Origin of the sequence: Mycoplasma phocoenae (genome assembly GCF_012934855.1) — a bacterium.
GTDB lineage: Bacteria > Bacillota_I > Bacilli_A > Mycoplasmatales > Metamycoplasmataceae > Metamycoplasma > Metamycoplasma phocoenae.
In genome coordinates this window covers 64,191-81,218 of sequence record NZ_CP051481.1, presented here as the reverse complement: position 1 = coordinate 81,218, position 17,028 = coordinate 64,191, and the positions used below count along the sequence as shown (strand labels likewise).

The window sequence follows — 17,028 nt, the reverse complement described above, 5'->3', positions numbered from 1 at the left end:
TTGTTTTTTTTGTTTTTAAATTAATAATTTAAATAATGCCATTGCTATTGCAAAGAATATAACTGTTGAAGTAGCATCTGTTAAAGTTGCTAGGATAGGACTTGACATAACAGCGGGATCTTTATTCATTTTAGATGCAATTAAAGGAACTATTGTACCAACGAATTTAGCGAATATTACAGCTAAAAACATTGATAAACTTGATACTAAACACATAATAATGATACCTAATTGAGTAATCTTACCTTCTTCAGGATGAACCAAATCTCCGGTGGCTGTAAAATATAAAATCAATCTAACGAAATTTATAACAAATAATATTAAACCAATAATAGCACCACCAATCAACTCAGAGCGTATAACCTTCCATTTATTACCTTTTATTTCATTTAATGCAAGTGCACGAGTAACGGTAGTTGCTGCTTGAGCACCAGCGTTACCAGCAGTACCGGAAATAACAGGCACCATTGAAACAACAATTGCTGTACTTATCGCTGTTGCAAAGTATGTACTATTTTCAATTTTATCTTGGAATATTTGAATAACCAATTGAGATAAAGTTGAACCAACCATTAAAATGATTAATCAAAATATACGTGATTTAACAATGGTTTTAATTGTGTCCTTACCATATGATATTTCTTCATCACTGGCAATCCCGGCCATTTTATACATATCTTCAGTAGCTTCTTCGTGAAGAACATCAATAACGTCGTCGGCAGTAATAATTCCAAGTAGTTTGTTTTTATCATTTACAACGGGTAATATACTCATATCGTGTTCAGAAAATATTACAGCTGCTTCCTCTTTAGTCATATTAATATTAATGACTTGAACAGGTTCAATAACCTCTTGAACCAATGTTCCTCTTCTCGTGTCAACAAAAACAATGTTTTCAAGCGTTGTTACCCCAACCACTTCTTGTTCTGCATTTGTAACAACGTAATAGTGAACTAATTCGGCTTCATCTCTTTTTCTGCGAATAGTTTCAATCGCTTTTGAACAAGTCATTGATTCGTTTAAAGAGATAAAATCAACAGACATAATCGAACCAACAGCTTCATCTGAATATTTTAATAATTTATTAATTTTGAGCCTGTCTTCTTTATTTTTAACGTTTCGTAATATTTTTACACTGATATTGGCAGGCATTTCTCCGATTAAATCAACAATATCATCAAGATATAAATCGTTTAAAATACTTTCCAATTCCTTATCAGTAAAACTATTGATTACTTCTTCTTGAATTTCTGGTTCTAAATATGAAAAAATTTCCCCGGAATCTTTAGGGTTTACAATTCTAAAAAAGAATACACGTTCGTATTCATTTAAAAGTTCTATTTGTTCAGCAATAGTAGCATTAGGTGTTATGCTAACGTATTTTTGAATTAAATGAACATTTTTAAATTGGAGTGCATTTTTTAACTGGCTTAGAGTTAATTCATTATTCATAAAACCTCCAATACTAATATTCTTTAAAAATGTTTACCAATGTTTCTTGCAATTGTTCTTTAAAAATTGGTGTCAGTGAACCATTATGGGCTAGGGATATTCCACCGTGTTCTTCTGAAACAACAAATGTAACTGAGTCAGAAATTTCACTAATACCTAAGGCAGCACGATGACGTGCACCGTATTTATTATCTACAGATTTTTTTGTAATTTTATAGTATGTTGATGCATATACAATTTTGTTATCACGGATGATAATAGCACCATCGTGTAATGGTGTATTTTTATTAAATATAGTGATAATTAATGAACTTGAAATATTAGCATTTATGATTACTCCATCAGTTCTTAAATTATCTAGCTTATCAGTCATTTCGACAGTAATTATTGCTCCTGTTTTATTTTTGGATAAAGATAATAAACTTTCATTTAATTGGTGAATTAATCTAATTTTTGTACTTTTACTTACTTTATTTTTTCTTACTGAGCTTATAAATTGTTTTCTATACATTCAAATAAAGATTCAAGCTGATAAACCAACAAAGATTATTGATAAAATAATGAAATTAGCAACAATTAACATATCATTCATCTTAATTTCCTATTGCGCCTGTTAAAAATAATATCAATACAACTAATAATATTAAAGCTGAGATGGCTGCTGAAATAATTATTAATCTGTTAATAAGTGATACTTCAGTTACTTTTTCACTTTTTGGATCAGCACTTCATTTTGGATAGTTGAAATCCTTTGATTTGGATTTAATTAAATTTGTACTTTGAATCATTCGAATTTCATTTCTTTTATTGATTGTTTTTCTGTCTACTTCAGACATTCAAACAATATTTTTAAATATATTAAATAATTCGTTTTCAGGATATTTTCTGACTCTCTTATCCTTACTAAAAATCACAAAATCTTTAACTAATTTTGTTGTACTTATAGTCGCAATATCATCGTTACGACGTATATCTTTAGTTTTAACTCCCATTTTCCCTCCGTTTATACTGTGATAATTAAAAATTTATATATAAAATTATAGATTAATTTATCTTATATTTGTGGTTATTGTGTTTATTAAATGATTATTGACTGTATTGAGTTGTTCTATATATATTTAATACATTCAAAGCAATGTATAATTTTAAATATAAATGAGGTAATCAAATGAAAAAAACTATTAAAGATATTGATTTAACAAACAAAAAAGTATTATTGAGAGTGGATTTTAACGTACCATTAGTTTCTAATGATGACAAATTAATTGTTGCTGACGATAACAGAATTTTAGCTGCATTGCCAACAATAAAATATATATTAAAACAAAATGCAAAATTGATTATATTGTCACATTTATCAAGGATAAAAACTAAAGAAGATTTAAAATCAAAAAGTTTAAAACCAGTTGTAGAATGTTTTAAAAAGTTTGTGAATAACAAAGTCACTTTTATTGAAAAAACTACTGGTGATGAAATTAAAAAATTTATTGACCAAATGGAAAACAATGAAATTTTATTTATTGAAAATACAAGGTTCATGGATTTAGAAAACAAAGCTGAATCAAAGAAAAATGACGAATTATCAAAATATTGAGCTTCTTTAGGTGATGTGTTTATAAACGATGCATTCGGCATTACCCATAGAGCTCATGCATCCAATGCTGGAATTGCAGAAAATATTAAAGAATCTGCAATTGGTTTTTTGGTAGAAAATGAAATAGAACATTTGAATAAATTAAAAAACCCTGCAAGACCTTATTTAGCAATCATTGGTGGAGCAAAAATTAGTGACAAAATACAAGTGCTGGAAACATTATTAAACAAGGCTGACAAAGTATTGATTGGTGGTGCAATGGCCTACACATTTAACTTAGCAAGAAACGTTAAAATAGGTAAGTCATTATCTGAACCTGAGTATGTAGCATTAGCAAAAAAATTGCTAGAAAAATACAAAGATAAAATTGTTTTACCGTGTGATAATGCAATATCTAAAACATTTACAAATTCAGTCCCTTTATATACAAATGCTATTGACTCACATATTGATGATAATTATGAAGGTATGGATATTGGTAAAGAAACTATCAGAGAATTTTCAAACATTATTGCGAATGCCAAAACAATATTTTGAAACGGTCCTCTTGGTGTGTGTGAGTTTGAAAATTATTCAAAAGGTACTGAACAAATTGCAATAGCAATCGCCAAAAACGAAGACGCTTATTCAATTGTCGGCGGAGGAGATTCTGTCGCTGCAATTAAAAAATTACATTATGAAAACAAATTTTCGTTTATTTCCACAGGCGGTGGTGCTAGTTTAGAATATATTCAAAATAAACAAATGCCGGGTATTGATTCAATACAAGATAAATAAAAAAAGCAGCGCTACTAAGCGCTACTTTTTAATATTTTATATAGTTGTCATTGCCATCTTTGTATTTTTCAAACATTAATAATATGCAATCAATGATCACTCATATAAATAAGCCACCCAATGACAAGAATTTAGCAACACCTAAATAATATTTTTTTGTGTAAAATCTGTCAACTCCTAAAAAACCTAAAAACGCATTTAATAGCATAACTTGCATTCATCTGTTTTTTAGTAAACATCTTTTTTTGTTCATTATTAACCTCTTTATAAAATATTTATTTCTATGATAATGTTATCATTATTGTCATCATTTTCTAAGACTTTAAATGCAATCTCATCATCTAAAACAAAACGGTCATGCTTTCTAATGTTGTGACCTAACTTCATTGATAATCAATCAGCCACTTCCATTTCTTCTTCATTTTCATTAATTTCATTTTCAATGTCAAGTTGTTTGAATAATGTTTTTAAATTAATCGAACCTTTTGTTCTTGATTTTTGTAATGAAATTTCATATATATCTTCATCGTTGTCGAATTCATCATAAATTTCACCAACTAATTCTTCAATTATGTCTTCAATAGTGATAATACCTTTGATTTCATTACTTGAATTATTCGGAGTAACAAAAGCCATTTGAACTCTATTTAATCTCATTTTTTCTAATGCGCTAGAAAGCGATGAGTGTACTGAGATGGTAGGTACTGGTTTTAAGTAAGCAATAACCCTGCCTGTTTTTTTATTGAATATGTCTTTCAAGTGTACAATACCAATTAACATATTGTCTTTCATGATTGGTAATCTGGAGTATTGAGTTTTTTCAAAAACTTCAAAAGCCTCTTTTAATGAAGCGTTTGCGCCTATACATGTTACATCCTTTAATTTAACATAGTGACTGTTAATTTTGGTTGAATCTAAGTCTAAAGCATTTTGAGTAAGTATAGATTCATTTGTTTCAAGTACACCTTCGTCGCTGGCAATATTAATAATTGACTTGATTTCATCTTCTGAGTTAGTTACTAATACCTCTTTACCCAGTTTTGAAATTACGAATGTTATTGGTCAAGAAATAATGTATAAAACATGGATGAAATATACAAATATTTTTAAATATCCGATTGTATGTTGTTTAGCTAGTAATTTTGGCAATATTTCACTGAATACAACAATAATTGGTGTTAAGACTACAGTTGATATAATTGGTACTAAATTAGAACCTTCGCCAAGTCATGACCCTAATATATACGCTGTTAAAGTAGATGAAGCAATGTTTACTAAGTTATTAATAAATAAAATAGTACTCAATGTTTGATTAAAAGAGGTGAAATGTTTTTTTATTAACTTAGCCCCTCTTTCTTGTTTTTCAATCATGTTTTCAATTTTAGGTAGTGAAATTGAAGTATACGCTGTTTCACAACCAGACACTATGGCTGATGTAATTAAAAGCAGTATTAGCACACACAACAATACAACTTGTATTGCTACTGAACTAGGTGTTTGAGAGTTTGCTGCATTTGCAGTTAATAAAAATAAATTCTGGGAATCTTCTGTCATTTTTTCCTTCTTTTAATATAATAATAGTTAATAAATTTTAACAAATTTTTACAAATATTTAATATCTTGGCTTGTCAATTTCGATTGTTATGTGTTTTATATTTTTGTTTCTCATTTTATTTTTGATATCTTTTTTAATTTCAAAAAAATCTTCAAAAGGTATTTCTTCTTTTAAAACAACATGAACTGTTGAAGCGTTTACTCTTGAACTCAATGCTCAAATATGTAAATGATGAATATATTTAATTTTTTGATTTTCTAAAATCATTGATTCTATCTCAGAAACGTTTATGCCATTAGGCACGGCATCTAATGATAATTTAAAGCTTTCGCGTAATAATTTTCAGGTTGAAAGTAATATTACTACTGAAATTAATATACTCATAATTGGATCAATAAGATTTCAACCAGTAAATTGAATAATTATTCCTGAAACAAGTACAGATACTGATACTAACGAATCAATCAATAAATGTAAAAACGCCCCTTTTATGTTAATGTCTGATTTTTGTGATTTTCAAAACAATAAAGCTGAAAGAGTATTGATCACAACTCCGACTGCTGAAGTAATAATTATTTGAAGTCCAACTAATTGCGGCGTTCCCGTGAATCTTTCAATAGCACTAATACCAATATTTATTGACAAAACAATTAATATGATTGCATTTACTAACGCTGCCGTTATTGAGATTCTTTTATAACCATAAGTATAAAATTTATTAGATGCTTTTTGTAATAATTTGTGAGCTATTAAAGCTATGATTAAGCTTCCTACGTCTCCAAAATTATGAGTAGCATCCGCAATTAATGAAAGTGAATCAGTAATGTAACCCATAACATACTCAGTAATAGTGAATAATAAATTCAATACAATACTGATGTAAAAAATAATACTTATATTGTTTAAATTTTTTAAATCATTGTCGTGATTATGATTATGCATATAATTCTCCTAAGTTTGTAATAAACAAATTATAAAATAAACTAAAAAAAATTGTAATTTTGTTTTTTACTTATTAATAATATTTTTATATATAATTAAGTTAATTTTAACTGCGATTAAAAACACTAACTTTATTAAAATCATTTAAATATAGGAGAATTATGAAACCAACCAAATTATGAGGTATGGGGGGGATGCAAGAAATTGGAAAATCAACCCTGGGAATTGAACACAACGATAAAATATTTGTTTTAGATTGTGGGATTAAATTCATGGACGCATTTACAACTGGTATTAAAGGAAGTATTCCAGATTTTGAATACTTAAAACAAAATACTTCAAAAGTTCAAGGTGTTTTTATAACACACGGACATGAAGATCACATTGGTGGAGTACCATATTTAGTACAACAAGTAGACGTAAAAAGAGTATATGCACCTAGAATTGCTATTCAGTATTTAAAATTAAAATTTGCTGATTTAAAAATCAAAAATGATATTGAATTTTTTGAACTAGAAAAAGATTCAAAATTTGTATTTGACGATGTTGTGGTAGATGTATGAACAGCACAACACTCAATTCCTGATGCATTTGGTATTCGTTTTACAACCCCAAACGGTTCAATAATGTGTACTGGTGATTTCCGTTTTGATTACACACCAATCGGTAATCTAACAGACTTTACAAAATTAGAACAAATGGGTAAAGAAGGATTGGATATTTTATTAAGTGATTCAACTAATGCTATGCGTCCTAACCACTCGCCAAGTGAAAAGGACATATTAAGTGATATTGAATCAATAATGCTTAATGCAAAAAGAAAAATTATTGTTACTGCATTCGCTTCTAATTTAACACGTATCAAAGCAATTATTGAATTAGGTGCTAAATTGAATAAAAAAGTTGTTGCCTTCGGTAGAAGTATGACTCAGGGTATTCAAATTGGTAGGCGTTTAGGATATATCGATGCACCAGATGAAATTTTTATCGATAAAAAACATGTGAAAAAATTTGACGAGAATGAATTATTAATTTTAACAACTGGTTCTCAAGGTGAAGAATTAGCAGGACTTGCTAAGATGAGTTTTGGTAAACACCCTCAAATTGAAATTAAAAAAGATGATGTTATTATATTTTCTTCTAGCCCAATTCCTGGTAATAGATCAAAAATAGAATTACTAGTTAACAGATTGTACAAATTAGGTGCAATAATAAAAGAAAATGGTGTAGACGGTTATTTACATACATCTGGACATGCTTATAAAGATGAACATATAACAATATTTAACAAAACAAAACCTAAGTATTTTATGCCCTATCATGGTGAATACAGGATGAGTGTAGTTCATGGACATACAGCTACTGAATGTGGTGTTCCAAAGGAAAACATTATTATTGCTAAACTTGGTGAAGTATATGAACTAAAAAATCACAAAGTAACTTTATCAAATGAAAAAATTCATGTTGGACCAGTATTTATAGATGGTGAAATAGTATCTAAAATTAACTCTAACATAATAAAAGAAAGAACAGAGTTAGGCACGAATGGTTTTGTACATGTAATTATTGCAATTAATAAACAAAAGAAAATTATTCACGGTAGACCAAGAATTGTTTCAAGAGGAGCTTTCTATGTGAAGAACTCAACAGAATTATTAGATGAAACAAAAAGATTAGTTCACAGTGCTGTTTTATACACAATTAGAAATAAAGATAATTGAACAATACCTGAATTAAAACAATTGATTAAAGATAGATTAGAACCTTATTTTTACAAAGAAAAACGTAGAAATGTTGTTGTACTATCAACGATATTATTAGTTAATGAAAACACTAAAAAAACCAAATCAAACCACAAAACAAACATTGAAAAAAAACCAAAAAAAATAGCCAAAAAAGATACTACAAAAACCGATTAAAATAATTGGTTTTTGTTTTTTTAGGAAAAAAATCACAATTATAAATAGTTTTTATGATTTTTATTACACACAAAAATGAGAATATTTCGTTATAAAAACTGTTTTTTTTCTATAAAAAACTTTAAATTTTTTAAAAAACACTTATAGTGTTATACTTTTTAAATAAATATTTACACAGAAAAAAAAGGAGGCATTATGGCAGATTCGCAAATTATTCAAGAAAATTTGAATAACCAGAAACCAAAGAAAAAAATATTTAAAAAAATTTTAGCGATTTTATTTGTGATTATTTTGTTAGCTATTATAGCTGTGTCAATAGCATTTATAGCTGATTTCTTAATTTACAAAAACTCGTTTAAAGACGGATTACTTTGAACTGTTGATCAAAGAGTTCATGGGTTGTTTAATTTCTTTAACAAATAACCACTAAACTAATGAAAGTAGGAAACATGAAAAACAAAAAAAATAAAAAGATGGCTTTATTAGCTCTATTGGGTATTATACCTGCCGCAGCTTTAGCTATTACAGTACCACTTCTTCACTCAAATTCAGAAGCAACTATTCCAAAAGCAGAAACAACATCATTTAAAGAATTGGATTCAGAAACTGAAAAAGCTAAAAACTTTTTAAAAGACAATAAAGATAAATTATTACCAGAAGACAAAAAACGTCTAGAAAAAGAATTACAATATGCAGAACAATTACTTAAAGGTGATAGCGACATTTTAAACAATAATGAGTTACCTGTAAGTAAAATGATTGAACAAAGAAACTTGATTAAAAAACTTCAAGCAGAAGTTTTAGTTAATTGTGCAAATAGCGTTGAAGAGCTTGAATTAGCATTTAATGAGTACAACCAAATTCTTAATTCACCCGATTTACTAAAAAAAGCTCAAGAATTACAGCAAAAACTTATTAATGATTTCAAAGAAGGTGAAGACAATTCGCAAGCTAAAAGCGTATTTGTAGCAGCAACTAACAAAATTTGTGATGAACAATTCGCTATTACAAATCCTTTAGAAAAATTAATGTATGAATACGAAAGACAACAATATCAAAAAACAAGTAGATTACATATTGCGCAAGAAACATCTAAAATTTCTAAAATCATTAATTTAATTACAAAAAGATTAAAAGCGGACGTACTAACTAGAGATGCAGTTATTGAATTAGAATCTTTCTTTAAAACCAATTTAACCAATTCATTATTAAAAGAATCAACAAACAACAAAAGTTCTAAAGAAAATATTCAGGCTAAATTACAAAAAGCAAAAGCAGAGATAGAAAAAACTGCATTGGACTCAAACATAAAAGTTGAAATTTTTAAAGAAATTGATGCATTGGAAGCTTTTGTAACAAATAACTGAGGAACTTTAGCATCTGCAGAATTAATTGATTTAGGTAATGTAGAAAATATAATAACAGCTGAACAAGTTGTTGACTCATATTTAAATAATATTGTTAATAACGCAGCAAATTGATTTAAAGACGAAACTGAAATAACTAAATTAATTAATCAAAGTTTAGAAAAAGTTCAATCATTAAACACTGTATTAGAACAAAAATTCCAAAAACCTTTAAATGAAGTAATAAAAAAAGCACAAGACTTTGTTTCAAATCAAAACAAATCCGAAGCTTTTGAATTTTTATCACAATTTAACAAAGAAGTATATTCAATAAACTTAGCTAAACGTTTACACGATGAAGCAATTAAAAATGTTACAGGTACAAAATTATTAAGTGAAGAAACTAAAAATAAATACATCGAAGAAATTAACAAAATCAATTATGACAATCTATTAGATTTTACAACTGCACTTCACAAAGTTGAGAGTGACTGCATTTTTGAAAATGCTGTTAAATCAGAATTAAACGATAAAATTGACAAATTAATCAAACAAGCCCAAAACTCAATTCAAAACATTTCCGATAAATCAATAAAAGTTTCTAATGCAGAATTATTAGAAAAATTAAACAACGTAGAATCAACATTGAAAGCTGCTCAAGAAGAACAAAATTCAAATGATGAAATTGAAGCGATTTACGAAGAATGTTTAGACGTTGTCAGAAACATTAATAAAGAAGAGTTAAAACATTATGTAAAACTTATTTCTGAACAAGCTGCTTTAAAAGATTGTCCTAAAGCCATGAAACAAGATTTTGCAGATTCAAAACCAAAATATGAATTAGCTTTTAAAGAAACTTCTACAGCCACAAGATCTGAATTAATAAAATCTACAGAATTCTTAAATAAATATTATGACGATATCCGTGTTGCTATTGAAGTAACAAAAATTGATAATAAATGTGATATCTTCAAAGAAGATGTTAATGAAATGTGAAATGGTATTGAATCAAATGCTAAAAACGTTTTATTAAAAGAATTAAACACTATTAAACAAAACATAAGAAATGTTCAAAATGATCCTAATTTATCTTATGAACAAAAAATAGCAAAATTAAACGAATTAAACGATAATGCTGAAGATTTAAAACAAAAACTTCAAGAAATAAAAGAATTAGAAAACCAAAACAATGACGCGGACAAATTATACGAGGAATACATCAAACCTTCTAAAGCTGTTCGTGTAGAATTTGGGGAACAAATTAAAAAACTTAAAGAAGCACAAGAATTAGCATTAAAAGCCATGAATGATCCTTTAAGAAGTGATGGCATGCCTGAAATTGCTGCTGATATTGAAAAACAAATTAACGATTTAAGAAAAGCAATTGGTGAATTCGAAAAACAAAACCAATCAAAAAGTGTTAACGACCTTATCAAGGGTGTTTTTGGTCCTAAAAGATCAAATTCAGGTGAACCAACTACAGTAGAATCAATTTTATCTGACAAAGTAAATAAATTGGCTGATGAAATTCAGAATCCAGACCCATCATTGAAACAATCTGAAATTGATCAATGACGTAAGGAGAGAAAAGAACAACTGCAAACAATAAAAGAAGCAATCGAAATCACTGCTAATACTGAAGCTTCATTAAAAGAAACACTTCAAGCACAAGAAGACGCCGATGCAACATTAGAAAGCTTATTAGATTCAAACGCAGATCCAAATGATCCAATACAACAAGCAGCAAGAACATTGCAAGAAGAAAATAAAAAAACACAAGCAGACTTAGATAAGTGAAATAAATTTTTAAGTGGTGAAGAGCCTATGGATGGCACAACATTCTTTGACCCTAATATTCACAATAAAGACACAGTAGCTGCTATGAAAGCTAAAATCGATGAATTAAAAGATAAAATTAAAGCTAACGCAGAAAAAGCTAAATTGATTAAAGAAGCAACAATAGTTGAAGGAAAAAAAGTAACACCAAAAGATGGTGAAAATGCAGAAGATGAACCATATTCATTGGTTAATAATGCAATAAATTCATTTTTAGAACAAAAAGATACAGCCATTGCAAATATTGATGCAGATGCAAATGATGATAATATTACAGCTGTACAAAATACAGGTACAAGTATTCAAAAACAACAAGCGTTATTCGACGCCTTAAACGAAGCTATTGAAGCTTACAAAGATATTGATCCACAAGAATTTGCTGAATTACGTCAAAACTTAGTAGAAAAAATAAGAGAAAACGGTATTAATCCAGCAGATTCTGAATCAAAAATTGTAGATAAAATTAACAATATTAAAAATGCATTGAAAAAAATTGAAGCTGCTAAAGAAGCAAAACAAATTTTATTAGATCTAGAAAAAGTTAAAGAAAATCAATTACACGAAGACGAAAGGGATAAAACACCTCGTGCAATTTTCAATGATATAGATGCAGAAATTCAAAAAGAAATCGATAAATATCAAGCTATACTAAAAGACAAAGACTCAACTTTAGAAGAACTTGAACAAGCTCAAGCAGACATGCGTAATGCTATTAAAAAATATCAAGAAGAAAAAGAAGTTATAAAAGAAGATTTTGAAAACCAAAAAAACGTTATTAAAAATAATATTGAAGAGCTATTAAATGATGAAAAATTTTTAAATATCATCCCGATGAATGATGGTACAAAATCACAATTAGAAGAATTGCAAGAAGAGTTTTTAGATAAAATTGAAAACCAAAACAATGAACTAACAAATGAAGATTTAGAAAATATCAAAAAACAAATTCAAATTCGTTATAACAAAGATGTATTCAACAAAGAAAAAAATAAAGCTGATGACATGGTACGTCAATTTGAAGAAAAAATGAATTTATTAGATCAAAACGCTATTTCTCCAGAAGCCAAAGCCGTTATTCAACAAATGAAAGATAGAATTCAACAATTGAACGATGCTATAAAAGATAAAAATACTCAAAACGATATTTCAGCAGTTCAAAACGCGACTGAAAAAATGAAAGCATTACAAAACTTATTAAAAGAACAAGTTGCGGCAGCTGAAAGATTGAAAGAATTAGAGATTCCTGGAAAAGAATCAGAAAAAGCAGCTCTAGAAAAAGCATTGATTGCTTTTGTACCTTCAACAGATGAAGTTGATTCTACAGATAAAAGCCCTATTTTAAATGATTCTTATAAATTAAACGAAGCAATATTGAACTCTAAAACACTTGATGAAGCTAAAAATGAAATTCATGAAAACAGAAAAACTGTTAAAGAGTTATTTAAAGAAAAACATGATGCATCTAACGCAGAAAAAGGAGCGGATGCACAAGCTTTAACAGACGTTCAAGCCCTATTGGATAAATACGGAGAAGATTTAAACAATGTAGGTACTGAAGTACCAGCATTAACTCCTGCAGAAAAAATTGCTAAAATAAAAGAAATTAATAAACAAATTAATAAAGTAAAAAGCAATATGCCAAAAATAATTGCATTAGCTGAAAAAGTAACAGAGGCAGAAAAAAGAATTGCTGAAACATCAGAAGTTCCCGATGCAACTAATTTAGAAAAAGAATTAAAAGACCAAATTACTGCAAAACTTGCTGAAGCTAAAGCGTTATATGGTGATCCTTCTAAATACAATGAGTTACAAGACAAAGAAAGAGAAATCACAGCATTATTAAAACAGCTAGATAAAGCTAAAGCATTAAACAAAAAAATATTTGATTTAGATAACGCGATTAAAGGTATTGAATTCGCGGAAGGTACTAATCTAAACAAAGATGAAGCTAAAACTAATTTAATTAAATATCTAAAAAAACTTATCAGTTACAGTAGTTCAATTTTAGAAAATCCTACACAATTAGACACATTAGATTCAGTTGTTTCTAAAGCATTGTTACATGTAGAAGAACTAAAAAACAAATTGAGCGAACAAAGTGCGGCATTGAATGATTTATCAGCACAATACAAATCTGATTCATACGGATACATTAAAGATGCTAAAAACATAGCTGATGTTATTATGACAGCTGTACCAGCAATGCCTGGTGATCAATTTAATTTCGTTGAATTAACTAAAGAATTAGAAAACAAAGCCAAAACTTTAACAAAATCATTCCAAAAAGCTAAAAACATTTACAACGAAAGAAAAAATGCAATCAATCAAATCATAAATGATCAAACAGGATTTGCTATAGTTGAAGAAAAAGAATTAACTAGCGATAATACGGATAACAAATACGACGAATTACTAAAAGATTTAACAATTTTCTACAAAGAACAATTAAATAAATTAAAAGAATCTGAGGATGTTGATTCAATTAGACAAAAATTACTAGATACAACAATAATTCATGGATTATTTGCTAAATACAAAGAAATGGCTGATGAAATAAAATTAGCTCAAAACGAAATGGCTAGAATAGATTCATTAAACTCAATTAGTGCTGATTTAGCTGAAATCAAAACAGCCTTAGAAACTCAAATTACAGAGGTTCAAAAAGCTCAATCTACAGATACTGCAAATAACTGATACTATAACACAAATACAGAAATTGCAGCTAACGCTAAAATTAACAAAGTAAAATCATTAAGATTAAAAATAGATTTATTCATTACGCACAGCGAAAAAACACAAATTTTAAATAATGATACTGAATTAACCGCTGAACAAAAATTACCATTACAAAAAATATTAGATGGAATGAAGGAAGAATTAGAAAGCAATGATTCTTTGAATAATCAAGCTGGTTACGACACATTAAGAAATAAATACTTAGAAAACGGAAGAAACAGTTTTGATCTTTCATACAAAAACAGTAAAGATTTATTAGCTATTTTAAATTCAGCAAATGAATACAATATAGATACAAAAACTGAACATGCTGATTATAAAAATGCTGAAGAAGAGGCTTTCAAAAATACATACTTTACTCCACTAATAAAACAAATTGCAACAGGATTTGATTTATTAGTAGCTGAAAACCACAATGAAGAACAAAAACAAAAAACAATGATTTTAATTAATGATTTAACAGAAGGATTTATTGCAAAAATCAATAATGCTAAGACTGTTCAAGTAAGAGCTATTAAAACTGAAGCACAAGAAATTGACAAATTTATTAAAGATACATATGGTGACACATTTAATGTTTTACCTGATTTTACAGCAGACGCTATTGAGGCATTGCAAGATTCAGTCCAAATTAATACAATGGATGATGTTAAAACATATCACGATAAATTAAATAAAGCTAAAACAGCAGTTGCTGCTCAAAAAGAAGCTATTGTAACTTATGAGAAAGAACAATTATCTAAAGCTAAAGAACGTTTATCAAAATTCCATGATTATTTATCAACTGGCATGTTATATTCATTAGTTAACTTGCAAGATAAACAAGATTCATTTGTTAAAGATATACAAACAGCGCAAGCTATTATTGATAACAGTGTTGAAAACTTTAAAACATTAACAAAAGTATCACAAAAAACATTAAATAAATTAAATCAAGATTACACATTATTGAAAAATCAATCCAAATCTTCTATACAGTTTGTAACAAATAAATTAGAAGAGTTTAAATCGCAATTGACTGAAGGTGCAGAGAAAAATTTAATTTCATTTATAAAAGTACTAGGAGAGAAATTCGATATTACATCATTAACTACTGGAATAAATGAATTCATTAACACAATACAATCAAAACAAAAAGCTAAATTTGATGAAGGAGCAGAAGCTAAATTAAAAGCAAATCCAGAAAATCTAGATTTAAATGCAGAATTCGAGTATTATAGAGATTTATTAGATTTAACTGCAACTTCATACAAAAAATTACAGTCAATAATTGGAAAAGTATCATCAAGCAGTAGTAGCAACGCTTCTACACTTGTTTCACTGTACAATTTATATATTGATCAAAGAACCAATTTTACAGATATGTTATCTTTAATTGCGGGATCTAATAACCAAGAATATGATGCAAATAACAACGCAGAATTTAGCAATATTATTTCGTCATTTAAAATAGTTGCAAATTCTACAATATCAATTAAAGAATTAGTAAACAATGATTCTAACTCATTCTCTCAACAATTACCGAACTTATTAAAAGTTTACAAATCAGCAGTTGGTTTAGACAAATGAATTAAAAAACAATCAAACATTTCATTCTTCTTTGATTATTTAAATAAATCAGTTAATGAATCACATAACTATGAAGATATAAAAACAAACGATGATATTTTACTAGAAGATTTTATTGAAAAAGTAAATGGATTAACTGTAACTAACGACGAAATTTTATTAAATGATCAAACAGAGTTATTAAATATGTTTGAAAAATTCATGATACTAAAAAACACAACAATGCCATACAATTTAGATAATGTTAAAGTGTATTTAGTTAAATCTGAAGGACAAACAGAATTTGTACCAGTTTATTTACAAACAGATACATCTATTAAGAAAACAAAATTATCATTAAAAGTTGTATATGAACAACCGACTTCATCAAATAATTTCTTTAATGATGTCAGTTCATATTCACAAACATTTACAGATATTTGAGTAACATTTAACACATTTAAAAATTATGAAGTTACATTAGATGATATTCCATTAAATATTAACAATAATGCAGAATGAGATCAAAAAACATTGTTTACAGCATCTAAAGCAGGATGAAATAATAAAAACTTACTTTCAAACTTTGTTGGTTCAATAATACAAAATGGTGCAATATATGCAGCACAAAATGGATTTAAATATTTCACAGAAGATGTTAGAGATGAAGTAATAAATGGAACAGTAAGCAAAGAAGAAGATCGTTCTACATCAAATAACCTAAAATTCAAAATAAGATTTAATAATGAAGCTACAAATAAACATGTTCAAAAGGATAAATATAAACAATCTGCTGATTTAATGTTCTGATCTCAAGCTGATGCGGATACCAGAATGGATGGAGTTTCTACTAATAGGGGTTCAGCTAACTATTGAATTCCTTGATTCGTAGCTATACCTTTAGAATATAAAAAAGATTACACAGGCGCTAAAAATGACTATGGAGCCGTATTCTTCTTCTCTCTAGAAATTAGCCAAGGATTAGAATTTTATTCAAATACTGATTTAGGTATTCAATTTAAACATAATACACAATGAATATGAAATAATGTATTTATACCGAATTCTGATGATTTATATGCCGAAATAGACGAACATTACGAAGCCCACAAAGATATAGTCGGATGAACTAAAGCAGCTTCTACAGCAGCAGTTGCAATAACTCATAATCAAAATAAGGGTAATAAGTCATTAGGAAAAAAATGAACTAAAGATTCAAGTGTTAGTTCGAAAGGAATTTCAAATCAAGAATTTAGAGATGAAGTAGATTGTTTTAAAATAACTAATAATTTACATCCCAAAAACAAAGAGGAAGGAAGATAA

At 27.9% G+C, this 17,028-nt stretch carries 10 protein-coding genes; 4 read left to right on the top strand and 6 right to left on the bottom strand.

Annotation, left to right across the window (positions count from 1 at the left end):
• Window positions 1–15: 15 nt before the first annotated feature.
• The 3 genes from mgtE to HGG69_RS00265 are packed head-to-tail and all read right to left on the bottom strand — an operon-like array spanning window position 16 to window position 2,444.
• Complete coding sequence (gene mgtE / locus HGG69_RS00275) at window positions 16–1,452, bottom strand: magnesium transporter (protein ID WP_169604821.1); 1,437 nt, start codon at window positions 1,450–1,452, stop codon at window positions 16–18.
• A 13-nt stretch (window positions 1,453–1,465) separates the two neighbouring features.
• Entirely contained in the window at window positions 1,466–2,044 is a 579-nt protein-coding gene (locus HGG69_RS00270; RefSeq protein WP_169604820.1) for a diadenylate cyclase, read from the bottom strand.
• 1 nt (window position 2,045) lies between these two features.
• Window positions 2,046–2,444, bottom strand: coding sequence for a hypothetical protein (locus HGG69_RS00265; RefSeq protein ID WP_169604819.1), 399 nt, complete (start codon window positions 2,442–2,444; stop codon window positions 2,046–2,048).
• 176 nt (window positions 2,445–2,620) lie between these two features.
• On the opposite strand from HGG69_RS00265, the gene HGG69_RS00260 reads away from it, so the two are divergent.
• Complete coding sequence (locus HGG69_RS00260) at window positions 2,621–3,823, top strand: phosphoglycerate kinase (protein WP_169604818.1); 1,203 nt, start codon at window positions 2,621–2,623, stop codon at window positions 3,821–3,823.
• 28 nt (window positions 3,824–3,851) lie between these two features.
• On the opposite strand, the gene HGG69_RS00255 is transcribed toward HGG69_RS00260, so the two are convergent.
• The 3 genes from HGG69_RS00255 to HGG69_RS00245 are packed head-to-tail and all read right to left on the bottom strand — an operon-like array spanning window position 3,852 to window position 6,320.
• Window positions 3,852–4,076: a TM2 domain-containing protein gene (locus tag HGG69_RS00255; protein WP_169604817.1), complete on the bottom strand. Its 225-nt coding sequence runs from the start codon at window positions 4,074–4,076 to the stop codon at window positions 3,852–3,854.
• Window positions 4,077–4,087: 11 nt separating this feature from the next.
• Window positions 4,088–5,377: a CNNM domain-containing protein gene (locus HGG69_RS00250; RefSeq protein WP_169604816.1), complete on the bottom strand. Its 1,290-nt coding sequence runs from the start codon at window positions 5,375–5,377 to the stop codon at window positions 4,088–4,090.
• Window positions 5,378–5,435: 58 nt separating this feature from the next.
• On the bottom strand, window positions 5,436–6,320 hold the full coding sequence (locus tag HGG69_RS00245) for a cation diffusion facilitator family transporter (protein WP_169604815.1): 885 nt from the start codon (window positions 6,318–6,320) through the stop codon (window positions 5,436–5,438).
• A gap of 161 nt (window positions 6,321–6,481) precedes the next feature.
• On the opposite strand from HGG69_RS00245, the gene HGG69_RS00240 reads away from it, so the two are divergent.
• The 3 genes from HGG69_RS00240 (at window position 6,482) to HGG69_RS00230 (ending at window position 17,028) form a co-directional block, all read left to right on the top strand.
• Complete coding sequence (locus HGG69_RS00240) at window positions 6,482–8,239, top strand: ribonuclease J (RefSeq protein WP_169604814.1); 1,758 nt, start codon at window positions 6,482–6,484, stop codon at window positions 8,237–8,239.
• Between the two features lie 195 nt (window positions 8,240–8,434).
• Window positions 8,435–8,662 (top strand): hypothetical protein, encoded by a 228-nt coding sequence (locus tag HGG69_RS00235; RefSeq protein WP_169604813.1) that lies wholly within the window; start codon window positions 8,435–8,437, stop codon window positions 8,660–8,662.
• A 26-nt stretch (window positions 8,663–8,688) separates the two neighbouring features.
• Window positions 8,689–17,028 carry a hypothetical protein gene (locus HGG69_RS00230; protein ID WP_169604812.1) on the top strand — a complete coding sequence of 2,780 codons (8,340 nt, stop codon included), beginning with the start codon at window positions 8,689–8,691 and terminating at the stop codon, window positions 17,026–17,028.